The organism is Janthinobacterium sp. P210006 (assembly GCF_036231885.1).
Taxonomy (GTDB): Bacteria; Pseudomonadota; Gammaproteobacteria; order Burkholderiales; family Burkholderiaceae_D; genus Janthinobacterium; species Janthinobacterium violaceinigrum.
In genome coordinates this window covers 979,171-1,002,756 of sequence record NZ_JAZARD010000003.1, presented here as the reverse complement: position 1 = coordinate 1,002,756, position 23,586 = coordinate 979,171, and the positions used below count along the sequence as shown (strand labels likewise).

The 23,586-nt window shown below is 64.5% G+C and carries 27 protein-coding genes; 13 read left to right on the top strand and 14 right to left on the bottom strand.

Features of this window, described 5'->3' with window-relative positions; translation table 11 throughout:
- The first annotated feature begins 161 nt into the window (after window positions 1-161).
- The gene (locus tag VPH41_RS18470) at window positions 162-1,034 is read left to right on the top strand and encodes a zinc-dependent peptidase (RefSeq protein ID WP_152281815.1); all 873 of its coding nucleotides are present in this window, start codon (window positions 162-164) and stop codon (window positions 1,032-1,034) included.
- Window positions 1,035-1,043: 9 nt separating this feature from the next.
- Here the strand turns inward: VPH41_RS18470 and VPH41_RS18465 are convergent, their stop codons facing one another.
- Both VPH41_RS18465 and VPH41_RS18460 read right to left on the bottom strand, forming a co-directional pair.
- On the bottom strand, window positions 1,044-1,745 hold the full coding sequence (locus VPH41_RS18465) for a LytR/AlgR family response regulator transcription factor (RefSeq protein ID WP_287778113.1): 702 nt from the start codon (window positions 1,743-1,745) through the stop codon (window positions 1,044-1,046).
- Window positions 1,742-3,394 carry a histidine kinase gene (locus VPH41_RS18460; protein ID WP_328571062.1) on the bottom strand — a complete coding sequence of 551 codons (1,653 nt, stop codon included), beginning with the start codon at window positions 3,392-3,394 and terminating at the stop codon, window positions 1,742-1,744. The genes VPH41_RS18465 and VPH41_RS18460 overlap by 4 nt, the downstream gene beginning before the upstream one ends.
- Before the next feature lie 173 nt (window positions 3,395-3,567).
- Here VPH41_RS18460 and VPH41_RS18455 point away from each other — a divergent pair, with 173 nt between their 5' ends.
- The 7 genes from VPH41_RS18455 to VPH41_RS18425 all read left to right on the top strand — a co-directional run bounded on the left by VPH41_RS18455 (window position 3,568) and on the right by VPH41_RS18425 (window position 9,996).
- The gene (locus VPH41_RS18455; RefSeq protein ID WP_328571061.1) at window positions 3,568-5,679 is read left to right on the top strand and encodes a serine hydrolase; all 2,112 of its coding nucleotides are present in this window, start codon (window positions 3,568-3,570) and stop codon (window positions 5,677-5,679) included.
- A gap of 119 nt (window positions 5,680-5,798) precedes the next feature.
- Window positions 5,799-6,629 (top strand): transporter substrate-binding domain-containing protein, encoded by an 831-nt coding sequence (locus VPH41_RS18450; RefSeq protein WP_328571060.1) that lies wholly within the window; start codon window positions 5,799-5,801, stop codon window positions 6,627-6,629.
- Between the two features lie 20 nt (window positions 6,630-6,649).
- On the top strand, window positions 6,650-7,327 hold the full coding sequence (locus VPH41_RS18445) for an amino acid ABC transporter permease (RefSeq protein WP_328571059.1): 678 nt from the start codon (window positions 6,650-6,652) through the stop codon (window positions 7,325-7,327).
- A complete protein-coding gene (locus VPH41_RS18440) occupies window positions 7,327-8,019 on the top strand; it encodes an amino acid ABC transporter permease (protein WP_328571058.1) in 693 nt (230 codons plus the stop codon). The genes VPH41_RS18445 and VPH41_RS18440 overlap by 1 nt, the downstream gene beginning before the upstream one ends.
- Complete coding sequence (locus VPH41_RS18435) at window positions 8,016-8,759, top strand: amino acid ABC transporter ATP-binding protein (protein WP_328571057.1); 744 nt, start codon at window positions 8,016-8,018, stop codon at window positions 8,757-8,759. The genes VPH41_RS18440 and VPH41_RS18435 overlap by 4 nt, the downstream gene beginning before the upstream one ends.
- A gap of 126 nt (window positions 8,760-8,885) precedes the next feature.
- Window positions 8,886-9,440: a glycine zipper domain-containing protein gene (locus VPH41_RS18430; RefSeq protein WP_287778101.1), complete on the top strand. Its 555-nt coding sequence runs from the start codon at window positions 8,886-8,888 to the stop codon at window positions 9,438-9,440.
- A 196-nt stretch (window positions 9,441-9,636) separates the two neighbouring features.
- Entirely contained in the window at window positions 9,637-9,996 is a 360-nt protein-coding gene (locus VPH41_RS18425) for a hypothetical protein (RefSeq protein ID WP_152281824.1), read from the top strand.
- A gap of 20 nt (window positions 9,997-10,016) precedes the next feature.
- Here the strand turns inward: VPH41_RS18425 and VPH41_RS18420 are convergent, their stop codons facing one another.
- Together VPH41_RS18420 and VPH41_RS18415 are read right to left on the bottom strand one after the other, a co-directional pair.
- Window positions 10,017-10,883: a universal stress protein gene (locus VPH41_RS18420; RefSeq protein WP_328571056.1), complete on the bottom strand. Its 867-nt coding sequence runs from the start codon at window positions 10,881-10,883 to the stop codon at window positions 10,017-10,019.
- 87 nt (window positions 10,884-10,970) lie between these two features.
- On the bottom strand, window positions 10,971-11,291 hold the full coding sequence (locus VPH41_RS18415; RefSeq protein ID WP_152281826.1) for a hypothetical protein: 321 nt from the start codon (window positions 11,289-11,291) through the stop codon (window positions 10,971-10,973).
- Window positions 11,292-11,523: 232 nt separating this feature from the next.
- On the opposite strand from VPH41_RS18415, the gene phbB reads away from it, so the two are divergent.
- Window positions 11,524-12,270 (top strand): acetoacetyl-CoA reductase, encoded by a 747-nt coding sequence (gene phbB / locus VPH41_RS18410; protein ID WP_152281827.1) that lies wholly within the window; start codon window positions 11,524-11,526, stop codon window positions 12,268-12,270.
- A gap of 223 nt (window positions 12,271-12,493) precedes the next feature.
- Here phbB and VPH41_RS18405 read toward each other — a convergent pair whose 3' ends face one another.
- The 7 genes from VPH41_RS18405 to VPH41_RS18375 all read right to left on the bottom strand — a co-directional run bounded on the left by VPH41_RS18405 (window position 12,494) and on the right by VPH41_RS18375 (window position 17,689).
- Window positions 12,494-12,865 (bottom strand): TraR/DksA family transcriptional regulator, encoded by a 372-nt coding sequence (locus VPH41_RS18405; RefSeq protein WP_328571055.1) that lies wholly within the window; start codon window positions 12,863-12,865, stop codon window positions 12,494-12,496.
- Window positions 12,866-12,975: 110 nt separating this feature from the next.
- Window positions 12,976-13,395, bottom strand: a complete 420-nt coding sequence (locus VPH41_RS18400) for a VOC family protein (protein WP_152256272.1) — start codon at window positions 13,393-13,395, stop codon at window positions 12,976-12,978.
- A gap of 80 nt (window positions 13,396-13,475) precedes the next feature.
- A complete protein-coding gene (locus tag VPH41_RS18395) occupies window positions 13,476-13,937 on the bottom strand; it encodes a hypothetical protein (RefSeq protein ID WP_152256271.1) in 462 nt (153 codons plus the stop codon).
- A complete protein-coding gene (locus VPH41_RS18390) occupies window positions 13,922-14,728 on the bottom strand; it encodes a hypothetical protein (protein WP_328571054.1) in 807 nt (268 codons plus the stop codon). The genes VPH41_RS18395 and VPH41_RS18390 overlap by 16 nt, the downstream gene beginning before the upstream one ends.
- Before the next feature lie 88 nt (window positions 14,729-14,816).
- Entirely contained in the window at window positions 14,817-15,608 is a 792-nt protein-coding gene (gene otnI, locus VPH41_RS18385) for a 2-oxo-tetronate isomerase (RefSeq protein WP_152281832.1), read from the bottom strand.
- Between the two features lie 243 nt (window positions 15,609-15,851).
- Window positions 15,852-17,222, bottom strand: a complete 1,371-nt coding sequence (locus VPH41_RS18380) for a DEAD/DEAH box helicase (protein WP_328571053.1) — start codon at window positions 17,220-17,222, stop codon at window positions 15,852-15,854.
- A 224-nt stretch (window positions 17,223-17,446) separates the two neighbouring features.
- Window positions 17,447-17,689 carry a hypothetical protein gene (locus VPH41_RS18375; protein ID WP_328571052.1) on the bottom strand — a complete coding sequence of 81 codons (243 nt, stop codon included), beginning with the start codon at window positions 17,687-17,689 and terminating at the stop codon, window positions 17,447-17,449.
- 215 nt (window positions 17,690-17,904) lie between these two features.
- On the opposite strand from VPH41_RS18375, the gene VPH41_RS18370 reads away from it, so the two are divergent.
- From VPH41_RS18370 to VPH41_RS18355, 4 genes are all read left to right on the top strand, one after another.
- Window positions 17,905-18,558: a hydrolase gene (locus VPH41_RS18370; RefSeq protein ID WP_328571051.1), complete on the top strand. Its 654-nt coding sequence runs from the start codon at window positions 17,905-17,907 to the stop codon at window positions 18,556-18,558.
- 68 nt (window positions 18,559-18,626) lie between these two features.
- Window positions 18,627-20,477 (top strand): amidohydrolase, encoded by a 1,851-nt coding sequence (locus VPH41_RS18365; protein ID WP_328571050.1) that lies wholly within the window; start codon window positions 18,627-18,629, stop codon window positions 20,475-20,477.
- An 18-nt stretch (window positions 20,478-20,495) separates the two neighbouring features.
- The gene (locus VPH41_RS18360) at window positions 20,496-20,687 is read left to right on the top strand and encodes a DUF1427 family protein (protein ID WP_328571049.1); all 192 of its coding nucleotides are present in this window, start codon (window positions 20,496-20,498) and stop codon (window positions 20,685-20,687) included.
- Window positions 20,684-20,842, top strand: coding sequence for a XapX domain-containing protein (locus VPH41_RS18355; RefSeq protein WP_077401676.1), 159 nt, complete (start codon window positions 20,684-20,686; stop codon window positions 20,840-20,842). The genes VPH41_RS18360 and VPH41_RS18355 overlap by 4 nt, the downstream gene beginning before the upstream one ends.
- Window positions 20,843-20,846: 4 nt before the next feature.
- Here the strand turns inward: VPH41_RS18355 and VPH41_RS18350 are convergent, their stop codons facing one another.
- Genes VPH41_RS18350 through VPH41_RS18340 form a run of 3 tightly spaced genes read right to left on the bottom strand, consistent with a single transcriptional unit; the run spans window position 20,847 to window position 23,313 of the window.
- Window positions 20,847-22,205: a vWA domain-containing protein gene (locus VPH41_RS18350; protein ID WP_328571048.1), complete on the bottom strand. Its 1,359-nt coding sequence runs from the start codon at window positions 22,203-22,205 to the stop codon at window positions 20,847-20,849.
- Window positions 22,205-22,819 (bottom strand): TadE/TadG family type IV pilus assembly protein, encoded by a 615-nt coding sequence (locus VPH41_RS18345; protein ID WP_328571047.1) that lies wholly within the window; start codon window positions 22,817-22,819, stop codon window positions 22,205-22,207. Before VPH41_RS18345 ends, VPH41_RS18350 begins: the two co-directional genes overlap by 1 nt.
- Window positions 22,816-23,313, bottom strand: coding sequence for a TadE family protein (locus tag VPH41_RS18340; RefSeq protein ID WP_287778259.1), 498 nt, complete (start codon window positions 23,311-23,313; stop codon window positions 22,816-22,818). The genes VPH41_RS18345 and VPH41_RS18340 overlap by 4 nt, the downstream gene beginning before the upstream one ends.
- Window positions 23,314-23,586 lie beyond the last annotated feature (273 nt).

Here is a 23,586-nt window from a genome sequence, read left to right as displayed (position 1 = left end):
GATGCGCCGATTGAATGTAGTCTGATTGAAAAGACTGCAAGCATCCCCATGTGGGCTGGACTGCTGCCCGCAACGCGCGGGTTCACTTGAAGGAGCTTGTCCTTGTCTGCCTACGCCGCCTTGTTGTACTCCTGCCCCCCGGTCTTGAAACGGGCCGCCGCATGAACCCGCTGCTGTGGATCGCCCTCGTCACGGTGGCCATCGTCTTTTCGCTGTGGTTCCCCCGCTGGCGCCTGCAGCGGGCCCTGGCCAAGCCCTTGCCGCCCGCAGGCCTGGCCGTGCTGGAAAAGAATATTCCCGTGTACAAGCGCATGCCGGCTCCGTTGCAGGAGCAATTGCGCCGTCTCGTCGTGCAATTTCTGTATCAGAAGAAATTTGTCGGCTGCGGCGGCCTGGAAATCACGGACGAGATGCGCTACACCATCGCCGGCCAGGCTTGTTTGCTGCTGCTCAATCGCCAGACCCAGGTGTATCCGGAACTCGACACCATCCTCGTGTACCCCACGGAATTCATCGTCACGCGCAATGAAGTGGGGCCGGGCGGCGTGGTGACGCCGTCGGCAAATGGCTTGCTGGGCGAATCGTGGGGCGATGGCCGCGTGGTGCTGGCCTGGGACCATGTGCAGCGGGGCGCTGCCGACTGGACCGATGGCCACAATGTCGTGCTGCATGAATTTGCCCACCAGCTCGACAGCGAATCGGGCGCCGCGAATGGCGCGCCGTATTTGCCCAGCGTGTCCAGCTACCGCAGCTGGGCCACCGTGCTGTCGCGCGACTTCGACAACCTGCGCCACGACGCCATGTACCAGCAGCAAAGCGTGATGGACCATTACGGCGCCACCAATCCCGCCGAATTCTTTGCCGTGGCCACGGAAACCTTCTTTGAAAAGCCGTATCAGATGGCCGAGCACCATGAAGAGCTGTATGCGCAATTCTTGCAGTACTACAAGGTCGACCCGCGCGACTGGATGGCGCCGCCCGTGGAACCCGAGCACATGGCCTCGCCATTCCCCAACTACGCGCCCCACTGGTAAGGGGAAACTTCAGCCCAGCAGCCGCTGTTTCAGGGCCGGATAGCTGCTGCGCGAGACGGGGATGCCCGTGCTCGTCTGCGTGTCGAGCGCGTATTTGCCGCCCGCGCCGATCTGCAGCCGCTTGAAGCCCAGGCTGTTGACGATGTAGGAGCGGTGCACGCGCAGGAAGTGGGGCGGCAGCAGGGCCATGAGCTTGTCGATGGCCAGGTCGTGAAAACAGTGTTCGCCGCTGCGCAGCACGATGTTGCTGTAGTGGCCGTCGGCCTGCACGTGGTCGATGTCGGCCATGGCGATCCATTCCAGCGCCCCCCGTTTCTTGACGGCCAGGGAACTGGCGTGCGCCGCGCCCCGGGCCGGCTGGTCCGTGTAGCGTTGCAGCGCCTTGTGCAGCCGTTCGCGGCTGAACGGCTTGGCAACGAAGTCGAGCACGCCGAATTCGAAGGCCGTGATCGAGCGCTCCCCGTGGGCCGAGACGATGATGGTCTGGAACGGGGCGCTGCCGGCCAGGCGCAGCAAGTCATAGCCGTCCGCGCCGTGCAGGTTCAGATCCAGCAGCAGCAAGTCCACCTTCTCCTGCGCCAGGGCGGCCAGCGCTTGCGGCACATTGTCGTGCAGCGCCAGCGTGGCCAGGCGCGCGCCGAAATGCGCGCGCACCTCGCGTTCGAGGCCCCGCGCGATCAGCGGTTCATCTTCCAGTATCAATACATTCATGGCGCCGCCGGCAAGGTAAAAATGAGGCGCCAGCCTGCCGGATGCTGTTCGCTGACATATTCGCTGGCATAGCGGGCGTCGTCGCCGAACACGGCGTGCAGGCTGGCGCGGATGTACTGTTCGCCCATGCCGCTGCCCGCATGCGGGCGCGTTTCCCCTTCGGGCAAGAGCAGGGTGAGCACCCGCGTTTGCGCCAGCCTGGCGCTACGCAGGATAAACAGGGCGCCGTGGCGGTAGCGGTTATGGCTGAACGCATTTTCCAGCGCCGTCAGCAAGATGGCGGGCGGCACGGTGATGCCGGCCGCCTCGCCCTCGAGCTGCAGGCTGCACGGCTGCTGCAGCCGCGTTCCCATGATGCTCAGGTAATTCTCGCACAGGGCCAGTTCCTGCGTCAGGGCGATGCTGGGCTGCTGGGCAAACTCGTTGAGCATGCGCAACTCGGCGCCGAGCGCCTCGATGAAGGTTTCGGCCGCCTGCGGCGACTGCGCGTTGAGTTCGCCGATCAGGCTCAGGGAATTCATCAGGAAATGCGGCTGCATGCTTTTGCGCAAGAGCTGGTTTTCCAGCTGCTGGGCGCGCACCGCCTTGCTGCGTTCACGCAAGAGCTGCGCCAGCAATTGCGCACACAGGGGCAGCAGTAAAAAGCACACGACGAGGGCGAAGCCGCCTTCGGCGAACTGGCTGCCCGTCAGCAGGAACAGGGCGCACGAAGCGAGCGCGATCAAGGTGCCGCCGCCGCTGCCCGGCAGGCGGCGCCATAGGGCGGCCAGGTTGAGCGCCAGGCTCGCGGCCAGGCCCGCCAAAAACATCTGCCAGCAGCGCGCATCGAAATGCGCGGGCAGCGCGCCGGCCAGCGCGACGCCCGCCAGCAGCACCGCCGCCGCCAGCGGCCAGCGGGGCAGGCGGTAAGCCGCATAGAAATACAGGGGCAGCAAGGTGGAAAACAGCCAGGTCAGGGCGCTGACGGCATACAGGCGCGGCAGGTGCCAGGGATAGGCATAGCCTGTGATGCTGCGCCAGATTTCCACCACCAGCAGCAGGGCCGCCGCCAGGCACAGCGCGGCAAACATGGCCCAGTGCCGCTGCCGCTGGTACAGCAGGGTCAAGGCCAGGAAGAGCAGGGCGGCGGCGGCCAGCGCCCCGGCCAGCAGCAGTGGCGGCAGCCTGTACCAGGCCAGCGCCGCGCGATAATCTTGCCGGTCGACCAGGTACAGCGCATAAAATGGCGACGTCAGGTGCGCCGGCACCTGCTGCATCGACAGCAGCAGTCGCAGGTGGTGCGTGCCCATGGCCAATTGCTGGGGCCGCAGGTGGATGGCGAAATCGATGTCGCCCGCGCGCTCCCCGCTGGCCTGGCGGGCGGGCTGGCCATTGCTGCCGATCAGGACGCCATCGAGCCACAGCTCGCTGGCGGCCAGCGCCGACAGCACCAGCAGCTGCGTCGACGGCGGCGTGGCAGCCAGGGACAGCTCGCGTTCCACGCACAGCAGCTGGCCCGGCTGGACCAGCTGCTGCAGCGCAGCGGCGGGTGCAGACGGCGGATTGCCGCAGGTGCGCCAGCCTTCGTCCAGCGACAGCGGATGCATGGCGCTGGCGAAAGCGGGCAGGGCCAGGCAGCACAGCAACAGGTAGCGGAAGAGGGAGGGCATGGCGGGCATTGTAGCTGCTCATTTGCTATCCTTTTGCAACATTTTTGCGATCGCCGGTGCCGTTCGTGCAGGGCAAGTGCATTTCGTGCACGGCCCGCCAACGGTGTACGAAAGACATTTACCATGCATCAGCGCCGTGCTGTGCACACGGCCCTCACCATGGACTAATGATTATGCAAAGCAGCAAATATTACGGTTTCGCCGGCGCGCTGGCGCTGTTCTGCGGCGTGGCGCAGGCCGCCTCCGCTCCCTCTGCTGCTCCCGCTCCGGCGCTGGCCGCGCGCCTGGCCGCTTTCGACGGCTGGGTCGCCCAGCGCATGGCCACGGAGCGCATCCCCGGCGTGACCGTGGGCTTCAGCCAGGGCGGCGTGGAATGGGTAAAAGGCTATGGCTATGCGGACCTGGAAAACCGCGTGCCGGCCACGGCCCAGTCCAGCTACCGGCTGGCGTCCGTCACCAAGCCCATGACGGCGGTGGCCATCTTGCAACTGGTCGAACAGGGCAAGATCGACCTGGATGCGCCCGTGCAAGCCTATGTGCCATACTTTCCCGTCAAGCCGTTTCCCGTCACGGTGCGCCAGCTGCTGGGCCACCTGGGCGGCATCGATGCCTATCGCGACAGCAGGGTGGAGCAGCATTTCAAGGAGCACAAGGATACGCGCCAGTCCATCGCCGTCTTCGAACAGTTCGACCTGATCGCCGAACCAGGCACGCGCTACCGCTACACCAGCTATGGCTACAATTTGCTGGGTGCCGTCATCGAAGCCGCCTCGGGCGAAAGCTATGGCAGCTACATGCGGCGCCACGTGTGGGGGCCGCTGGGCATGGATGCCACCGTGATGGATGACCCGGATGCCGTGATCGCCCACCGCGTGCGCGGCTACCGGCTGGACGGCAAGGCATGGAAGAATTCGGAATTCGTCGACATCAGCAGCCGTTTTTCGGCCGGCGGCACGCGCGCCAGCGTGCCCGACATGCTGGCCTTCGGCAGGGGCGTCCACGACGGGAAGATACTTTCGGCGGCCAGCGTGGCCGCCATGGTGCAGCCGATGGCCACGCGCGCGGGCCGCTTGACGAATTACGGCATGGGCTGGGAAATCCTGCCCACGGGCGGGCGCTACGCCATCGCCCACGGCGGCCAGCAGCCGGAAACCGTCACCTATCTGTACAGTTTTCCCTCGCGCAAGCTCACCATTGCCGTCGCCGCCAATCTCGAGCGCATCAACCCGGAAGGCTTCGTGCAGCGCCTGTTCGAAGTGGTGACGGGCGAACCGTGGCAGCTGAAAACGTATATCGCCGATGCGGGTGCGCAGCGCGCTTACCAGGTGGCGCAAGGCCTGTTCGAGGAAGGACGCGCCTATGCCGAGCGCACGGATCAATCGTATGCCGATGGGGCCGCCACGCGCGAGGCATTCATGCACATCAACCGGCAGGCGCTGGCGCCCGACGCCCAGGCGGCGCGCGCCTACATCGAAGCGGCCCGCCATCCCGCGGGCGGCCGCGTATTTCTCACGGCCGGCGCCAGCATGGCTGCGGCATTGCGCGCATCGGGCGCCGACCTGAATAAGTATGCGCACGGCGGTGCGCTGGCGTTTGTACGCGACTATATCCGCTTGTCGCAAGGCGCAGCGGGCGGCATGCCCCGTTTCGACCCCGCCTTCGAGCACGCCATCGCGACCCTGGCGGCCGGCTGGGACCGCACGGCCGCCACCGCCTGGCCGGCCGCTCCCGCCTCCATCGCCGCCCTCGATAGCCAGCTGCGCACGGCGTTCCGCGGCCAGCGCGCCTATCCCGATTTCGTGCCCGAACTGCAGGAGCTGGCGCAAGCGTCGGCCGCGCGCGGCGAGGCGGAGGCGGCGCTGGCGGCCAGCCGCCTGGCCGTGGAGCTGTATCCGCTCAGCGACCGCGCGCATGCGCTGCAAGGCTTGATCCTGCTGCGCGCCGGCAAGATGGAGCCTGCGCTCGATGCCCTGCGCCTGGCGCTGGCCCGCGATCCGCTGGGCGCGGCCAGTCCGGCGGCGCTGAACGGGGAAGCGTACCGGCTGAAAGGCAGCGGCGCCGTCGCGCAAGGCATGGCCGTGCTGCAGGCGGCCGCCAGCCTGCATCCGCGCGACGCGAATCTGCAGGACAGCCTGGCCGAGTTTTATGCGGAGCAAGGCTTGCGTCCGCAGGCGGTGCAAGCCTACCAGCAGGCGCTGCAGCTCGACCCCCGCTATCCGGGCGCCGTGGGTGCCAGGGCGGCGATCATCCGCTTGGGCGGCGAGACGAAGGCGCTGGCGCCTTAGCTGAGGTCTTGCCTGATGCCTTAGATGAATTCTTCATAAGCAAGGGTGAAAAGATTCCTTTTTGGAAATAAGGACGCTGCGGTCTAATGGCGGCATTCATTGTCCACCAGAGGAATCCCATGCAGACCCGTCTCCATTTCGCCGCCCTGTTATTCACCAGCATCGCCTTCACGCAGGTGGCGCAAGCGGACCAGCTGGCCGCCATCAGGGCGAAAGGCGAGCTGGTCTGCGGTACCCTGGGTACGGACGAGCCGAACAGCTTTATCGACGCCAAGTCGCGCCAGCTGGTCGGCTATGAAGTGGACCTGTGCCGCGCCATCGCCCAGGGCCTGGGCGTGAAACCCGTCGTGAAACAGCTGGCCGTGGCTGCCCGCATTCCCGAACTGCAGCAGGGCCGCATCGATATCCTGACGGCATCCTTGACGCACAACAAGGAACGCGAAGCGCTGATCGATTTCTCCCTGTCCACGTTTTACACGGGCCAGCGCGTGCTGGTCAAAAAAAGCAGCAATATCACGACGGTCGCTGGCCTGGCCGGCAAGAAAGTGCTGACCGTCAAGGGCGGCACGCAGGAACCGAATATCCGCAAGGCCGTGCCTGGCGTGGACGTGGTGACGTTCGAGACGGCGGGCCAGGCTTACCTGGGCTTGCAGCAAGGCAAAGGCGTCGGCTATGTCGACGATGAAGTGTCCTTGCTCAACAACTACGCCAAGCTGGGCGCCGCGCAAAAAGACTACATCGTGCTGCCGCAAAACATCAGCCAGGAAGTGTTTGCCTTTGGCATCCGCAAGGGCGAGACGGGCGTGAAAACCGCCGTCGACCAGGTGCTGCGGGGACTGGAAAAGTCGGGCGAGGCGGAAAAACTGTTCTTCAAATGGTATGGCCCGACGAGCAATGTGAAGTTCCAGAAGCGCACCTTTAAAATTGAATCGGACAAGATCGACGCCTGAACCTTGCCTGACTCTTCCGCATGTTTGATTTGAACTTTTTGCTGGCCGGCGACTACCGCGACTGGCTGCTGTCCGGCCTGCTGCTGTCCTTGCAACTGATGGGCATCACCTTGCTGTTGTCCTTGCCGCTGGGGTGCGGCGTGGCCATGCTGCGCCTGGCGCCGTCGCGCCTGCTCAACGGGCTGGGCGCCGCGTACGTCGAGCTGATCCGCAACGTGCCCTTGCTGGCGCACTTCCTGTTCTGGTATTTCGGCGCGCCCGAACTGCTGCCCGACGCCTGGAAGGAACGTTTGTACGCCGGCAATATCGAAGCCGTCAGCGCCATCACGGCCCTGACCTTGTACACGGCCGCCTACATGGCGGAAGACATCCGCAGCGGCATCCGCGCCATTCCCGTCCAGCAATTCGAAGCGGGACGGGCGCTGGGCTTCAGCTTTCTTGCCACCATGCGCCTGTGCATCGTGCCGCAGGCGCTGCGGCTGGCCGCGCCGCCGCTGCTGTCGCAAACCCTGAACCTGTGGCAAAACACCAGCATCGCCACCGTCATCGGCGTGGCCGAGCTGATGTACCAGACGCAGCGCGTGGAAGCGGCCTCGTTCCGCAGCGTCGATGCGTTCGTCTTTGCCAGCGTGGCTTACCTGGCCGTCTCGCTGCTGATCGCCAGCCTGGCGGCCTTGCTGCAAAAGAAGGTGTCCTGATGCTGGAACTGATCCACGATTACTGGCTGTATTTTCTGGTGGGACGCTATCCCGAGGGACCGCTGGGCGGCCTGGCGCTGACGGTGCTGCTGGCCAGCCTGGCGCTGGTGCTCAGCCTGCCGTTCGGCTTGCTGCTGGGACTGGCGCGCCTGAGCCCCTGGCGCCTGCTGCGCTGGCCCGTCGCCGCGCTGATCCACGTGGTGCGGGGCATCCCCTTGCTGCTCGTTATTTTCTGGGCATATTTCTTCCTGCCCAGCATCACGGGTCATGAAAGCGGGCAATTCGGCACCATGCTGGCCGCCCTCGTCATCTTCGACGGCATCTATCTGGCCGAGATCGTGCGCGCCGGCGTGCAAGCCGTGCCCCGGGGACAGGTGGAAGCGGCCCGTTCCCTGGGCTTGAACTACCTGGACAGCATGCGCACGGTGGTGCTGCCGCAGGCGCTGCGCCACATGCTGCCCTCGCTGGTCAACCAGTTTGTGTCGACCATCAAGGAAACCTCGCTCGGCACCATCATCGGCCTGGCCGAAGTGTCGTTTATCGCTTCGCAAGTAAACGGCCTCGTGCTGACCAAGCCCGTGCAAGTGTATTTCCTGCTGGGCATGACGTATTTTGTTTTATGTTTCAGCCTGTCGCGCGCCGCCTTCTGGCTCGAGCGGCGCCAGGCGCGTCTCCTGAAAGCGGCTGCATGATTACCTTTGACAACGTCAACAAATACTATGGCGACTATCACGCCTTGAGCGGCATCAATGAACACGTGGCCAAGGGCGAAGTGCTGGTCGTGTGCGGCCCGTCCGGTTCCGGCAAGTCGACCCTGATCCGCACCATCAATCGCCTGGAGCCGATCGCGTCGGGCCGCATCACGGTGGCGGGCCAGGACATACACGCGCCGGGGCTGGACGTGAATGCCTTCCGCTCGCACATCGGTTTTGTATTCCAGCAATTCAACCTGTTTCCGCACCTCTCCGTGCTGGACAATTGCGCGTTGGCGCCGCAGCGCTTGCGCGGGCTGAGCCGCAAGGAAGCGCAGGAGCGGGCGCTGGCCCTGCTGGAACGGGTGGGCCTCGCGCACAAGGCGCACGCCATGCCGGCGGCCCTGTCGGGCGGGCAGCAGCAGCGTGTGGCGATTGCGCGCGCGCTGGCCATGCAGCCGCCGCTGATGCTGTTCGACGAGCCCACCAGCGCACTGGACCCGGAAATGGTGGGCGAGGTGCTGCAAGTGATGCGCGACCTGGCGCAGGGCGGCATGACGATGGTGTGCGTCACGCACGAGATGGGCTTTGCGCGCGAAGTGGCGGACCGCATCTGGTTCATGGACCACGGGCAAGTGCTGGAACGGGCTGCGCCCGAGGATTTCTTTGCGCGGCCGCAACATGCACGTGCACAACAATTCCTGTCGGATATCCGCAACCCGTTCAGCGCGAGCGCGTGAATGAGCGCATGATTGCGCATGGGAGTGAGCGGCTGTGTGCGCAAGCGAACGGTATCCCGGCATTGTCCGGCGCACGCTATCGAGGCGGCGCATGGTGCGCCAGCAGCCGACGAGGAGGGCCGTATCATGTCACGCATCATCGCAGGTCATTTTCAGTTGCAGCAACAGATAGACGCCGCGCGCGCCGCCCTGAACCAGGCGGGCTTTCCCGACAGCCGCATCAGCGCCTTCTTTGTCAACCAGCCGGGCCAGCACGACTTGCACGCGCTGGGCGGCGACCGCGACACGTCGCCCGGGGCGCGGGAGACGCCGGAGGGCGTGGTGGAGGGAGTAGCAGTCGGGGCCGCCGTGGGGGCGGGCATCGGTGCGGCCACCACCTTGGCGACGGGGCCGCTGGGTCCCGTGGTGGGCGCGCTGGTGGGCGCTCACGTGGGATCGCTCTACAGTTTCAATAAAATGAAGGAAGCGGGCGAGTCCGAGGGCAACGGCGAAAACCGCAGCCAGCCACGCCATCCGGGTATGCTGATCGCCGTGGCGCTGGGCGGCCTCGACGAGCGCGAACGGGCGCTCGAGGCGCTGCACCGGCTGGGCGCCGAGCATATCGAGGAAGCGGAAGGCACGATCGCCAATGGCGACTGGCACGACTTCGATCCGCTCAGCATTCCCGTGCTGGTGGCGTGAAGCGGGGCGCCAGCCGTGCCATATGCATAAATGCCGCGCTGCACGAAATTTAGGTATGATTCTTGTTAGTATTGGTAATTATTGGTAAACAATGCCGACAGGGATAGTTCCCGTGCGCCCGAAGTGATACTGGACCCAGGTGACTGCCCGTAGTACTTGCCTCGCATGCTAACGAGTATGGATAGGAGGGCGCGTCATGACACAGGCATGGTTCATTCTGACACGGGCCGACGGGCGCGACATCTGCGCGCCCTCTCCGGCACAGCTGGCCGATGCGCTGGCCGAGGTGTACCGCGGCGGCGCCGTCACGCCCGACGGCAGCCCGGCCGCCGTCTTGTTGCGCTTTGGCTACGACGACGGCTTGATGTATCAGGTCGAGGTCGCTAGCGGAGGCGAAGTCACTTTCGAGGAATGGTCGGACCGCGATTGCGAGATCGCCCTGGCTTCGCCGCGCCACATGTCGGCCTTGCCGCAGGGCGAAGCGCTGCAGCTGTGGCAGTGGCTGGCGCAGCGCCAGGTGGCGAAGATCCGCAGCCAGCCCTGGCAGGGCGGCTAGCCCGCCGCCCTCAACCGGCGCTAGTGCGCCATCAGCACGGGGATCGTCATGCTCTGCAGAATCGTGCGCGTGACGCCGCCCAGGATGGTTTCGCGCAGGCGCGAATGGCCATACGCTCCCATCACCAGCAAGTCGGCCGACAGGTCCCCCGCCTGCGACAGCAGTGCTTCGCCGATGTCGCCGCGCCGCACGCCGCCGCCATCGAGCAGATGCAGCCGCGCGTCCACGCCGTGGCGCGCCAGGTAGTGCAGCAGTTCGGCGCCCGGCTGTTCGCCGTGCTCGGCCGCATGCACCTGGGCGTCGAAGATGGCCACGTGCACCTGTTCCGCGCGCTGCAGCAGGGGCAGGGCGGCGCTCACGGCGCGGCTCGCTTCCTTGCTGGCATTCCAGGAAATGAGCACATTGCGCGCGGCCGCCGGCGGCGCCAGCCGGGGCAGCGGCGGCGCATACGGCACGATCAGCACGGGGCGGCCCGCATGCAGCAGCACATAGGCGGGAAAGTCGCGCATCACGGACGGCGATTTATCCTTGGCATTGTATTGGCTGATCACCACCAGGTCCGCATAGCGGGCCAGCAGGCTGATGCCGCCTGCTGCTTCATCGTCGAGCACGCGCTGTTCGAACGAGACGACGCCGGCCGCGCGCACCTGCTGCTCGAAGCCGTCGAGGGCGCGTGTCGCCCGTTCCCGCAGGAAATTCAGGTGCAAGCTCAGGTTCGGGTCGGCGTCGAGGTCGGGCTGGTTCTGATACAGCAGGCGCGACACGCCCGTCAGCGCCACGCCCGTCAGGTGGCCGCCGCAAGCCTGGGCGATGCTGGCAGCCGCATCAATGCGGGCGGCGCGCCCGCCGCTGTCGTCGATGTGGAGCAATACGGTTTTATACGTCATGGCCTGGCCTCTCGCTGTGGAGCAAGCCCCATTCTGGCACAGTCACGGGCAACGGCCGCGCACGCGTGCGGCCGTTGCCCCGGCCCGTCAGCTCATGGCGATGATGATGATGTCGGCGTCGCAGTTGCGGTAATGAATCACGATGACGATGACGCGCCGCAATTGCGCCGCCTTTTGCGCCACCTCCAGCGTGGCGCGGCTGGCGCGGTTCTTCATGCTGACCTGTACTTGCGAAGCATCGCTGACGGGGATGCCCATGGCCTTCAAGGCGGCCTTCGGATTGGCCATCAGGGCCAGCACATGCTGTGGATCGAGTTCCGCCTGATGCACGGATTCCACGTCGCTCGTGCCGGGATTGATATCGTTGAACAAGTCCCTCAATGCTGCTGTGTCGTCCTGGATTTCCATCGCGTTCTCCCTGTGATTCCTACCGTCAAGCAAGGTTTGCAGGACTTGCCTGTCGAGGTGCCATCACCTCATGGGAGAGTATGATTTTGATCATTTTCCCTGCATGGATGCAGCGCAGACGGACGCTGCAATACGCAGGCTCAGCCTTTGATCTGGCGCAATGCCCGCTTCAAAAGCGCCACCTACACTTGATTCCACGCAGAACAACCATAACAAGCGGGGAGAGACAGCAATGAAAGAACAAAAGGTAGCACTGGTCACGGGCGGCATGGGCGGACTGGGCACGGCCTTGTGCCGGCGCCTGCATGCGGCGGGCTTTGCCGTCGTGGCCGCGCACACGCCGGGCAACGCGCGCGTGGAAAGCTGGCTCGACGAGCAGCAGGCGCAGCAGTATTATTTTCATCCGCTGGCCGTCGACGTGAGCGATTTCGATGCCTGCAGCGTTGCCGTGGCGCGCGTGCTGGCGCAGTTCGGCCGCATCGACGTGCTGGTCAATAATGCGGGCATCACGCGCGACCAGAGCATGCGCAAGATGGAGTTGCCGCACTGGACCGAGGTGATGCGCACCAATCTCGACAGCCTGTTCAACATGAGCAAGCAGGTGCTCGAGCCCATGCTGGCCAAGCGCTGGGGCCGCATCATCAACATCTCGTCCGTGAATGGCCAGAAGGGCGCGTTTGGCCAGTGCAATTACGCGGCCGCCAAGGCGGGCGTGCATGGCTTCAGCAAGGCGCTGGCGCTGGAAGTGGCGCGCCACGGCATCACCGTCAACACGGTCTCGCCCGGCTACCTGCGCACGCAGATGGTGACGGCCGTGCCGGCCGATATCCTGGAAACGAAGATCCTGCCGCAAATCCCCCTGGGCCGCCTGGGCGAGCCGGACGAAGTGGCGGCCCTGGTGGCTTACCTGGCGTCCGACGAGGCGGCGTTCGTCACGGGCGCGAATATCGCCATCAATGGCGGACAGCACATGAGTTAGGCAAGCTGGCAGCTTGCAGGAGGGCAATGGCAGTAGAGGAGACCCGTCCGCCCAGCCGGCACGCACGATGCTGGCGGGGGACGAAAGGCAGCAGCAAGGAAGGAAAGCAGGGGGCAGGGCAGCGATGCCTTGCCCTTTGTCATGATGCCTTGAAGCCTTGAAGCCATGAAGTCATGATGCGCTGGCTGGCTGGCGAAGCGGCGTGGCCGCGCCGCTGCTCCGGTTAGCGCTGGGCTTTTTCCAGCCGCGTCTGGCAATCGATGCACAGGCGCGCTTCGGGGCGCGCGTTCAGGCGCGACAGGCCGATGGCTTCGCTGCAGTTGTCGCACAGGCCATAGCTGCCATCGGCAAACTTGGCCAGCGCGTGCTTGATGATGGCCAGCTGCGCCAGGTTGTGTTCGGCCGCTTCGCTGACGAGGGCGTTCAAGGTGCGCACGCTGGCATTGTCGGCAGGCGAGGCTTCGATTTCATTGAGCAGTGAGGCGCGCGCGTCTGCCTCGGCCGCTTCGTTCTCGATTTGCTCCAGCAGCGCCAGCTTGCGCTGCTCCAGCACGCCCTGCAGGCGCTGTAACTGCTCTTGTGGCAATTCATTCATGGCCGTCACCCGATAGAGGTCTCTCCCAATATGGTAGTCCAAGATTGGCGGCTCTGCTTGCGCTACTACCCGCGCCGCGTTTGACGCGGCGCAGGCAGGCTAGGGCCGTTCTATGCTGGTTCTTTCAGGCAGTTGACCATCCAGGCTACGCCGAACTGGTCTTTCAGCATGCCGAAGCGTTTGGCCCAGAACGTTTCCTGCAAGGGCATCTGGATGTTGCCGTCACGGGCCAGCGCGTCGAAAGCCCGTTCCGCTTCTTCCGGCGTATCGAGGGTCAGGCAGACGGAGCTGCCGCTCATGCCCTTGGCGCCATCTTCGCTGCAGCCGCCGTCCGAGCCCATCAGCATGGTGGGACCCAGCTGCACGGAGCCGTGCATGATTTTGTCGTACCAGTCTTCCTTGACCTGGTCCTGGCCCGGCGAGCCCCGGAACGGCATCAGGCACAGGTCTTCGCCATGCAGGTGCTGGCGGTAGTATTCCAGCGCTTGCGCGCAATTTCCATTGAATTGCAAATACGGTTCGATACGCATATTGGCCTCCTCTGGTGGTCCCGCAGGCACGATTGCCATGCGGGGACGTCCCAGTATAGGCGCTCGCCAGCCAATTTCAATCAGTCCGGCGCCATCTCTTGCAAGCGCTCACGCACCTTGTCCAGGGTATTGAGGATGCGCTCGGGATTGCCGGCGAGGACGGCGCTGCCCAGATGCAACAGGCTCGTCGCCAGGCTGATCCAGTGCCGCGCGTCGTCGTTGCGGGCGATGCGCAGGCGCACCGTGTCGAGCAGGCCGCTGAGCTGGCGCTGCGCCGTTTCCAGGCCGGCCACCGTGTGCCCGGCGGCATCGGCATACAGCTGGTTGGCTTGCTGGCGCAAGGCCACTTCCAGGGCGAAGACGGCCTGTGCCTGGCTGTGGCTGATGCCGTTTGCCCCCTGGCTGGCGCGCTTGCGGATGGCCCGCATGACGGCGCCGTGCAGGGTGACGGCCGCCTGCGACAGGCTGTCGGCCAGTTGCTCGACGCGCATGGCGCTGCTGAGGGCCGCTTCGCGGCGTTCGCTGCCTACCGATCCGTCCATCTTGCCTCCGTGGTGGTGAGGGCGGCGGCCAGGTGCGCGTGCTCGCGCCCCAATGCCGCCAGTTGCCGGCGCGCCAGGGTATGGCGCAGGCCAAACAGGCGGTATTCCTCCGTTTTGCTTTGCTGCATGTTTTTCGCCAGCACGGCCAGCAGCCGCTGCTGCGGCGTGTCCGCATACGCGATTTCCACGTCGAGCAAGCCGAGCACCATGTCGCGCTCGTTGTCGCCGCTTTTGTCGTACAGGGCCAGCAGGCTGTCGAGCGCGGCCAGCAGGGCTTGCAGCGGCGCATCGCCGTCCTGCAGCACTTGCGCCAGGTCGGCCTGCTGGCGGGCGGCGCCGCCCAGGCGGGACAGTTGCTGCAGCAACAGGGTGTAGGCGCTCACATGGCGGTCGTCGATGCCGCTGCCCGGCCAGGCGCGGATGGCGGCCCCGGCGCCGGCCAATTCGGGCTGCACGTCATAGGCGCCGGCATCGGCCAGCCGGCCCAGCGCCTGCAGGTACAGGCGCACGGCTTGCGCCAGGCGCGCCACATCTGCGTGCGCGGCGCGGCGCTGCGCATCGAGCAGGCGTTCGCGCGCATCTTCGGCCGGCGACAGATAGGGGCGGGCGCGCTGGTAGCTGTCCACGTGGCGCTGCGACAGTTCGCTGAAGGCGTTCACGGCATCGGTGCCGGCGGCCAGCGCGCGCACTTGCGCCAGCTCCGCGCGCGGGGCGGCGCAGCCGCACAGCACGACAGCCAGAAATAGCTTGAGGGCAAGGGCGCGGCGATGGGGGGCGGGCAGGGCAGACACGTCACCTCTCGACAGGAAATACTGTATGGAAAGGTATTGTGGTGCCGGCCTGCGCTGCCCGCCTTGTGCGGGCGCAAGCGCGCTGCGATCAGGCGCCCGAGGTATTCGTCAATTGCTCGCGCCAGCCCAGTCCCGCGACGGTGTCGCCGGCGGGGCGGTATTCGCAGCCGACCCAGCCGGCATAGCCGACCTGGTCCAGCAGCTTGAACACGTGGCGGTAGTTGATCTCGCCCGTGCCCGGTTCGTGGCGGCCCGGCGTGTCGGCGATCTGGATGTGGCGGATCAGGGGCAGCATGGCGCGGATGGTGTTGCTCAGTTCGCCCTCCATGCGCTGCATGTGATAAATATCGTATTGCAGGAAGATATTGCTGCGCTGGCAGTCGGCGATGATGTCGGCCGCCTGCTGGCTATGGTTCAGAAAGTAGCCGGGCATGTCGTAGCGGTTGATGGGCTCGATCAATACGTTGATGCCGTGCGGACGGCAGGCGTCGGCCGCAAATTGCAGGTTGCCGATCAGGCTTTGCCGCGCCCGCTCCAGGCTCATGCCGGGCGGTACGATGCCCGACATGCAGTGCAGCTGCCTGGCCCCGAGCGCCAGCGCATAGTTGAGCGCCAGCTGCACATTGCCGCGAAATTCCTCGCCCCGGCGCGGATCGCAGGCGATGCCCCGTTCGCCATGCTCCCAGTCGCCGGGCGGAAAGTTGAAGAGGGCCAACTGCAGCCGGTGGCGTTCCAGCCGCATGGCAATCTGCCGCGCCTCGACGGCATAGGGGAACAGGAATTCGACGGCATCGAAGCCCGCTTCCCGGGCGGCGGCAAAGCGGTCCAGGAAGGGCAGTTCGGTAAACATCATGCTGAGGTTGGCAGCGAAGTTCGGCATGGCGGCACGCAGGTGAGGACGATGGACACTATCCTAGCCCAAATCGCCAATTGGTGGCGTGCATAAAAAAACCGTCCCAGAAACAAGTTCTGGAACGGTTTTTGTCGTCTTTTGATAAAGACAAACGCCGCCTGAAAGCGTAGCGAGCGGGAGTGATATTGCGTTGAGTCGCGCAGCCGTACAAGAGTACGGCGAGCAACGCAAACACAATAGCGCCCCGCGCAGCAGCTTTCAGGCCGCGTTTTAGCGGCCGCGGCCGCCGGAGCGGTGGTTGGCCGCGGAACGCGGCGCATTGCCCGAACGGTTGCCGCCGCCACCGCCGCCCGATGGGCCGGCGCTGCGTGGCTTGGCACCGCTGCCGCCCGTTTTCACGCGCACCACGGCGCCTGCTGGCGCGCGGCTGTTGTTGCGGTGACCGCCGGTACCGCTGCGCAATTGCACAGGCTGGGCGCGGGCGTTCAGGTCCGGCTCGAAGCCCGGGATCACTTCGCGCGGCAGGCTTTGCTTGATCAGCTTTTCGATGTCTTTCAACATTTCGTGCTCATCCACGCAAACCAGCGACACGGCTTCGCCCTTGGCGCCGGCACGGCCCGTGCGGCCGATACGGTGCACATAGTCTTCCGGAATGTTCGGCAAGTCGTAGTTGACGACGTGCGGCAACTGGTCGATATCGATGCCGCGCGCGGCGATGTCGGTGGCGACCAGCACTTGCAGGGTACCATCCTTGAACTCGGACAGCGCGCGCGTGCGTGCCGACTGGCTCTTGTTGCCGTGGATGGCCAGGGCGCCGATGCCGTCCGCGCCCAGCTGCTCGACCAGTTTATTGGCGCCATGCTTGGTGCGCGTAAATACCAGCACTTGCGTCCAGTTGTTCGACTTGATCAGGTAGGACAGCATCGGGTGCTTCTTGTCGCGGTCGACGGGATGGATCTTTTGCTTGATCACTTCCACGGTCGAATTGCGGCGCGCCACTTCGATCATGGCCGGCTTGTTCAGCAAGCCGTCGGCCAGGGCCTTGATCTCTTCCGAGAACGTGGCCGAGAACAGCAGGTTCTGGCGTTTTGGCGGCAGTACGGCCAGCACTTTCTTGATGTCGCGGATGAAACCCATGTCCAGCATGCGGTCGGCTTCGTCCAGGATCAGGATTTCCACTTTCGACAGGTCGACGGTGCCCTGACCCATGTGGTCCAGCAAGCGGCCCGGCGTGGCGACGAGGATGTCGACGCCGTGCTTGAGCTGCTTGATCTGCGGGTTGATGCCGACGCCGCCGAAGATCACGGCCGAGTTCAGCTTGGTGTACTTGCTGTAGGCGCGCACGCTTTCCTCGACCTGCGCGGCGAGTTCGCGCGTCGGTGCCAGGATCAGGGCGCGGATCGGACGCGTCGAGGTGTTGCTGGTGATGGCCGCGCCATTGGCGTCGGTCGACAGGCGGTGCAGCACGGGCAGGGTGAAGCCGGCCGTCTTGCCGGTACCGGTTTGTGCGCCGGCCAGCAAGTCGCCGCCAGCCAGCACGGCGGGAATCGCCTGCGACTGGATCGGGGTCGGCACGGTGTAGCCGTGTTCGGTAACGGCACGTACGATAGCGTCGGACAATCCGAGGGAGGAAAAGGACATGGTAACTTTATTGTGAGATCGGCCTGTCGCCATCGTGGGGCGCCAGTCGCAGGCAATCAGATTAGGGGTCGAAAGACAGCGGCAAGGGGACTGGTCATATGTGCCGCACACGCGAAGTATAACAGCCTGGCAAAAACGCGCCTGTTTTGTTTCAAGTTTGCAATGCCGCAAGTAAAGAAAAGGGACCGGCGCGTCCCTCCTTATCAGTTGCCATGGCATTGCGCCTAGTCGTCGATCTCTTCGACGGCGTAGCGCACGCCCTGGACATCGAGCCAGGCGCGCACGGCGTCCAGGCCGTGCCACGGGTCCGGGCGCAGGTACTGGCACACGTACAGTCCGGCGTCCGTCAGCCTGGCGTCCGTGTCGGGCATGCCGCTGGCCGCCTGCGGCAGCGCCGCCAGCAACTGTTCCAGGTGCTGGCGCTGGCCGGCCGTCAGGCTGGCCGCGATCCTGAATTCAAACCCCATGTTGTCCTCCGTGCGATTGGTTGCGGTGCGCGTATTTTATATCATCGAAAAAATCGAATATAGCTTGGCATTCTTTCCGTTTTTGTTTTCGTTTTTGTGCGTGCATACTGCATATCACTGACACGCAACATGGCAGCGCAAGAAGAAGGGCGCTAGATTGTGCGGGCCGGATACCACCATTTTCATATTCAATTATTTTCACCGAGGAAAACATCATGCCGATCGCTACCGCCCAAGCCGCACAAAAACTGCTGACCCCGAACGACCACACCCTGATCATGATCGACCACCAGTCGCAGATGGCGTTTGCCACGCGCTCCATCGACCTGGCCCTGCTGCGCAACAACGCGGCGCTGGTGGCCAAGGCGGCGGCCGAATTCAAGGTGCCGGCCATCCTCACGACGGTGGCGGCCAAATCGTTCTCCGGCCCCATCTTCGATGAAATCCAGTCCGTCTTCCCGCAGCAGACGCCGATCGACCGCACCACCATGAATACCTGGGAAGATGCGCGCATCGCCGACAAGGTGAATGACTACGGCAAGGGCAAGATCGTGCTGGCGGGCCTGTGGACGTCCGTCTGCATCGTGGGCCCGGCCCTGTCGGCGCTGGAGCAGGGCTTCGAAGTGTACGTGATCGCCGACGCCAGCGGCGACGTCTCCGACGAAGCCCATGCGATGGCCATGCAGCGCATGATACAGGCAGGCGCACAGCCGCTGACGTCCGTGCAATACTTGCTGGAACTGCAGCGCGACTGGGCCCGCGGCGAGACCTACAATGAGACGGTGGCGACGGCCGTGGCGCACGGCGGCGGCTATGGCCTGGGCCTGATCTACGCCAAATCCATGTTCAACGCCAGCGAAGGCCATTGATTTTCAGCAATGTATCAGCCCCGCCAGCCGGCGGGGCACCGTCCAGCACCTGATTCCGGAGATTTAGCATGAGCGCAAGCACGATTTTACTCAATGGCCGTTTCCACACGGTCGACAGGACGCAGCCGCTGGCGTCCGCCGTCGCCATCGCCGATGGCAAATTCCTCGCCGTGGGCGACGCTGAAGACGTGATGCGCCACCGGGGCCCCGCCACGCAGGTGATCGACCTGGATGGCCGCAGGGTGATTCCCGGCCTGAACGACTCGCATCTGCACCTGATTCGCGGCGGCTTGAACTACAACCTGGAATTGCGCTGGGAAGGCGTGCCGTCGCTGGCCGACGCCTTGCGCATGCTCAAGGAGCAGGCGCTGCGCACGCCGAATCCGCAATGGGTGCGCGTGGTGGGCGGCTGGACGGAATTCCAGTTCGCGGAAAAGCGCATGCCGACCCTCGATGAAATCAACGCGGCCGCACCCGACACGCCCGTCTTCATCCTGCACCTGTACGACCGCGCCCTGCTGAACCGCGCCGCCCTGCGCGCCGTCGGCTACGACAAGAATACGCCGAACCCGCCCGGCGGCGAGATCGTGCGCGACGGCGCAGGCAATCCCACGGGCCTGCTGATCGCCCGGCCGAACGCCATGATCCTGTATGCGACCCTGGCGAAAGGCCCCAAGCTGCCGCTGGAACTGCAAGTCAATTCCACGCGCCAGTTCATGCGCGAATTGAACCGGCTGGGCATCACCAGCGCCATCGATGCGGGCGGCGGCTTCCAGAATTATCCCGAGGATTACGCCGTCGTCGACGAGCTGGCGCAAAAGGAGCAGCTGACCATCCGCATCGCCTACAACCTGTTCACGCAAAACAAGGGCGCGGAATTGCAGGACTTCCAGAAGTGGACGGGCATGGTCAAGCCGGGCGACGGCACGGATTTCTACCGCCACAACGGCGCCGGCGAAATGCTGGTGTTTTCCGCCGCCGACTTCGAGGACTTCCTCGAGCCGCGCCCGGAACTGGCGGCCGGCATGGAAGACGAGCTGGAAAAGGTCGTGCGCCACCTGGTCGAGCAGCGCTGGCCGTTCCGCCTGCACGCCACCTATGACGAATCGATCGGCCGCATGCTCGACGTGTTTGAAAAGGTCAACCGCGACACGCCGTTCGGCGGCTTGCACTGGCTGTTCGATCACGCGGAAACCATCAGCCCGAAGAATATCGACCGCGTCAAGGCGCTGGGCGGCGGCCTGGCCATCCAGCACCGCATGGCTTTCCAGGGCGAGTATTTCGTCGAGCGCTACGGGGCCGAGGCGGCGAAGGCCACGCCGCCCGTGCAGCGCATGCTCGACGCGGGCGTGCCCGTGGGCGGCGGCACGGATGCCACGCGGGTGGCCAGCTACAACCCGTGGACGGCGCTGTACTGGCTGGTGTCGGGACGCACCGTGGGTGGCCTGGCCCTGACGGATGCGGCGGGCCGCCTGTCGCGCGACACGGCACTGGAACTGTGGACGGCCGGCAGCGCCTGGTTCTCCAGCGAGCAAGGCAAGAAGGGGCGCATCCGTGTCGGCATGCTGGCCGACCTGTCCGTGCTGTCGGCCGATTACTTCAGCGTGCCGGAAGAGGCGATCAAGTCCATCGAATCCGTGCTGACCATGGTGGGCGGCAAGGTCGTCTACGGCCAGGCGGAATTCACGACCCTGGCGCCGCCGCCTATCCCCGTGCTGCCCGAGTGGTCGCCCGTGCGCACGGTGCCGGGACACTACCGGCCCGCGGCCAGGCCGGCGCAAGCCGCGCTGCCGCACCAGTGCGCGGGCGCCTGCGGCGTGCATGCGCATGCCCATGACCGGGCGCGCAAGTCGGCCGTGCCGATCAGCGATTTTTCAGGCTTCTGGGGCACGCTGGGTTGCAGCTGCTTTGCTTTCTAGGCGGTGACGGAGATGAGTATGCGCTACAAGAAAGTCATCCTCGGCCTGCTGCTGGCCTTTGTCGTGGGCTTCGTGTGCCAGCTGGCGCGCATCCCCGTGCCGGCGCCGCCCGTGCTCAGCGCCGCGCTGCTGGTGTTCCTGACCAGCTGCGGCTACTGGCTCACGGGCCTGTACCTGCAGCGCCGTGCATTACAACGGGAGGCGCCATGAACGTCATGCTGGCAGGATCGGTACTGGGCTTGCTGGTAGGCGCCGTGTGCCGCTGGTTCGACCTGCCATCGCCCACGCCGCCCACGCCCACCGGCGCGGCGATGGTGGTGGCCATGACGCTGGGTTTTGTCGTGGCGGGGCAGTGGCAGGGCTAGGCGCTTACTTGGAAATGCGCAAAATGGCCGACGCGAGGCGCGTGAAGCAGGGACTCAGGTCGCTGTCGGTGGCCGCGTAGCAGTACAGGCCCACGGGTTCGGCCGGCTTGCGGCAGCTGGCTTTCGCATCCGTGGTATTGGCCAGGCAGCGCAGCAAGTCTTCGCCCAGCTCGTTGTCCGGTCCTTCCTTGGTCTTCAGCGATGCGCCCATGCCCAGGGTGAAGATGAATATGCCTTCCTGGCGCGCCTTGGCCGCCATCGCTTCGACCAGGTTGCGCGAGGCGCGGTGCACATTTGTCCATTGCACCTGCGCCGAGGCGATGGAAGCGGTCACGACGCGGGGCGTGTTGGTCACGATGGGAAACTCGCGCAGCGCCACGTCGTCGGCTTTGTCGAATTCTTTATCCGCGTTGTACCAGGGGGGGATCGCGGTGATCCTGCTGGCAGCGCAGTTCCCGGACTGCTCGTTGTCAGCCTCTTTCATTGCGTACAGGCCGACCAGCGGGGAGTTTTGGAAAACGGTATAAGTGGCGAGGCCGCCTGCCGTCTTGCAGTTGTTGCCCGTGTTGGGAAAGAACGAGGAAAACGCCGCCGGCGAGCCATCGGAAAAAAACACGATGACGCGCAGGCTGGAGCGGTTGAGCGGCAAGATATCGTTCAGCTGTTTGCGTGCATGAAACATGCCGGCGGAAGAATTGGTGCCGCCGGTAAAGATAAATTTATCGATCTTGCCATCTTTTACGGTCATGCTGCTGCGGTCGAAACCGCGGTTGACCTGCTTGATCGGGACATCGATTTGCGCTTCCGAGGCGAAATGCAGCAAGCCGACCCGGTCGACCGTGGAGTTGAACTTGTTCAGGAAGGACTTGCCCGCCGCCCGCACGGCATCGGCATTGTTTTTCAGCGAACCCGACGTGTCCATCACCAGCACCATGTCCAGGTCCTTGCGGATGGTTTGCGCGCTGGCGGCCACGTTCAGGGTCTTGAAACCCAGTATGCCCATCAGCGAGACGGGCAGCGAGGCGGTGGCGGAAACGTCGATGGTGACGGTGCCCTTGTCGAACGTGACGTCGACGGGATTCAAGGTCGGCGTCGACAGCAGGAATTTGTCCGGGTAGTTAATATCAAAAAACTCCTTTGCCGACTGGCGCGCGCTGGCCCGCTGTTCCGCTTCCGAGTTGCCCGCCGTGACGCCACGGGCCGCCGCCAGGCTGGCCGAGTCGACGGCCGCATTGAGCCTGGCCTTGACGAAGTAGCCGAGGGCCGAATCGACGGCCAGGCCCGTCGCGGCGATCAGGACGACGGCCGACAGCGCCACCATGATCAGCACTTGCCCGCCTTGCCGCTTGTGTGGAATGCGCATCAGAATATCGTCATGGAAGTCAGGTCGGGACCCAGGATGGGCGTCGTGCTGTTGCCAATTTTTAATGTGCCGAACAGCATGTCGAAATTGTAGAAAGTTTCCACGGCGTAGATCAGTTCTCCATCGGCCAGCTGGCCGGCCATCAGGGACAGCACGGGCGCCTTGTCCGCCTTGGCGATGCCCGTGCACGTGCCATTGGTCCAGCTGCCGCATTGCCAGACCTGGCTGGCGGGCAGGTAGCCGCTGGCATTTGCGCCCGCGTCCCAGCGGTACTGTTCCAGCACGATGTTGCGCACGGCGGCATTTGCCGACGGCGTATAACCCATGATCTTGGTGATATAGATCATGCCGCGCCCGTTCATGTCCAGCGGCGGCGTGCTGGCGGCCAGCGCATTCATGATGCCCTGGCTGGAACCGCTGAGGTCGGACGTGGCGCGCGAAGCCAGGTTGGCGCCTTCGCGGCTGATGTTGAGCAGGATGATCTTGGCCTGGATGGCGCGCGACAGGTCGACCACCATGAACAGCAGCAGGGCCAGCAGCGGCAGCACGATGGCAAATTCCACGGCGGCAATGCCGCGCGCGCCGCGCTGCGGGGGACGGTGAACGCGCCTCATAGGCCGCCAAAGCTTTCATTGCGCATGGTGGCGGCCACCACGAAACGCGACTTGCCGTCCTTGAAGAAGGCGGCCATGAGCGGCGTGGCGAACTTCCAGTTGCATTCGACGGAGATGACGACGATATCGCCGCTGTTGCCGAACATGCCGGCGCTGGTGCCGCTGGTGCCGTTCACCGTGATGATGGGATTGACCTTGTCGTAGATGCCCATCGAACTGGCTTTCATCTTTTGAATGACGGCCTGGTAGCGTTGCTGGTTGCTGCTGGCGGGGTCGAGATCCTTGTTGCCCGTCACGGCATAGCGCGCGCCTTCGCGCACCGCATGCTGCATGGTGAGATTGGCGAAATACGCCATGCTCAGTTCGATCACGCCTATCATCAGCAGCAGGAAGGCGGGGGCAATGATGGCAAACTCGACAAGGGAGGCGCCCGCTTGCCGGATGCTGCCGGGCGGGGGGCGGGAAAAGCGGGGTTTGGCCTTGCTGAGCGTCATTGCAGGTATCCAGGTAAAGGCTCGCGCCGGCATATGTCTGGCAGTGAATTCAAATAAATTTGCCGAGGCTTATTTTATCTTGCTTTAAGCGGGTGAGGGTCGCATTAAAATGCGCGGAAATCAAGTTTATTGTAATTTACATAGTAAATAACGGGCTTCCCATTCCTAATTCCTGATCCTGAGAGTAATATGCGGAGCGTAAGGAAATTAAAAAATAATTAACCATTGTCTGGCGTGCCCAGCCAATGGCGCTTTTATGCAAAGATGAAATCA

Excerpts from the sequence above, each read along its gene's own strand:
- VPH41_RS18340 (WP_287778259.1), bottom strand. The coding sequence starts at position 23,313 with ATGACGCTCAGCAAGGCCAAACCCCGCTTTTCCCGCCCCCCGCCCGGC.
- VPH41_RS18420 (WP_328571056.1), bottom strand. The coding sequence starts at position 10,883 with ATGACGTATAAAACCGTATTGCTCCACATCGACGACAGCGGCGGGCGC.
- VPH41_RS18445 (WP_328571059.1), top strand. The coding sequence starts at position 6,650 with ATGTTTGATTTGAACTTTTTGCTGGCCGGCGACTACCGCGACTGGCTG.
- VPH41_RS18455 (WP_328571061.1), top strand. The coding sequence starts at position 3,568 with ATGCAAAGCAGCAAATATTACGGTTTCGCCGGCGCGCTGGCGCTGTTC.
- VPH41_RS18365 (WP_328571050.1), top strand. The coding sequence starts at position 18,627 with ATGAGCGCAAGCACGATTTTACTCAATGGCCGTTTCCACACGGTCGAC.
- VPH41_RS18405 (WP_328571055.1), bottom strand. The coding sequence starts at position 12,865 with ATGAATGAATTGCCACAAGAGCAGTTACAGCGCCTGCAGGGCGTGCTG.
- VPH41_RS18370 (WP_328571051.1), top strand. The coding sequence starts at position 17,905 with ATGCCGATCGCTACCGCCCAAGCCGCACAAAAACTGCTGACCCCGAAC.
- VPH41_RS18440 (WP_328571058.1), top strand. The coding sequence starts at position 7,327 with ATGCTGGAACTGATCCACGATTACTGGCTGTATTTTCTGGTGGGACGC.
- phbB (WP_152281827.1), top strand. The coding sequence starts at position 11,524 with ATGAAAGAACAAAAGGTAGCACTGGTCACGGGCGGCATGGGCGGACTG.
- VPH41_RS18375 (WP_328571052.1), bottom strand. The coding sequence starts at position 17,689 with ATGGGGTTTGAATTCAGGATCGCGGCCAGCCTGACGGCCGGCCAGCGC.
- VPH41_RS18350 (WP_328571048.1), bottom strand. The coding sequence starts at position 22,205 with ATGCGCATTCCACACAAGCGGCAAGGCGGGCAAGTGCTGATCATGGTG.
- VPH41_RS18425 (WP_152281824.1), top strand. The coding sequence starts at position 9,637 with ATGACACAGGCATGGTTCATTCTGACACGGGCCGACGGGCGCGACATC.
- VPH41_RS18355 (WP_077401676.1), top strand. The coding sequence starts at position 20,684 with ATGAACGTCATGCTGGCAGGATCGGTACTGGGCTTGCTGGTAGGCGCC.
- VPH41_RS18470 (WP_152281815.1), top strand. The coding sequence starts at position 162 with ATGAACCCGCTGCTGTGGATCGCCCTCGTCACGGTGGCCATCGTCTTT.
- VPH41_RS18460 (WP_328571062.1), bottom strand. The coding sequence starts at position 3,394 with ATGCCCTCCCTCTTCCGCTACCTGTTGCTGTGCTGCCTGGCCCTGCCC.
- VPH41_RS18395 (WP_152256271.1), bottom strand. The coding sequence starts at position 13,937 with ATGGACGGATCGGTAGGCAGCGAACGCCGCGAAGCGGCCCTCAGCAGC.
- VPH41_RS18430 (WP_287778101.1), top strand. The coding sequence starts at position 8,886 with ATGTCACGCATCATCGCAGGTCATTTTCAGTTGCAGCAACAGATAGAC.
- VPH41_RS18360 (WP_328571049.1), top strand. The coding sequence starts at position 20,496 with ATGCGCTACAAGAAAGTCATCCTCGGCCTGCTGCTGGCCTTTGTCGTG.
- VPH41_RS18465 (WP_287778113.1), bottom strand. The coding sequence starts at position 1,745 with ATGAATGTATTGATACTGGAAGATGAACCGCTGATCGCGCGGGGCCTC.
- VPH41_RS18380 (WP_328571053.1), bottom strand. The coding sequence starts at position 17,222 with ATGTCCTTTTCCTCCCTCGGATTGTCCGACGCTATCGTACGTGCCGTT.
- VPH41_RS18450 (WP_328571060.1), top strand. The coding sequence starts at position 5,799 with ATGCAGACCCGTCTCCATTTCGCCGCCCTGTTATTCACCAGCATCGCC.
- otnI (WP_152281832.1), bottom strand. The coding sequence starts at position 15,608 with ATGCCGAACTTCGCTGCCAACCTCAGCATGATGTTTACCGAACTGCCC.
- VPH41_RS18400 (WP_152256272.1), bottom strand. The coding sequence starts at position 13,395 with ATGCGTATCGAACCGTATTTGCAATTCAATGGAAATTGCGCGCAAGCG.
- VPH41_RS18435 (WP_328571057.1), top strand. The coding sequence starts at position 8,016 with ATGATTACCTTTGACAACGTCAACAAATACTATGGCGACTATCACGCC.
- VPH41_RS18345 (WP_328571047.1), bottom strand. The coding sequence starts at position 22,819 with ATGAGGCGCGTTCACCGTCCCCCGCAGCGCGGCGCGCGCGGCATTGCC.
- VPH41_RS18415 (WP_152281826.1), bottom strand. The coding sequence starts at position 11,291 with ATGGAAATCCAGGACGACACAGCAGCATTGAGGGACTTGTTCAACGAT.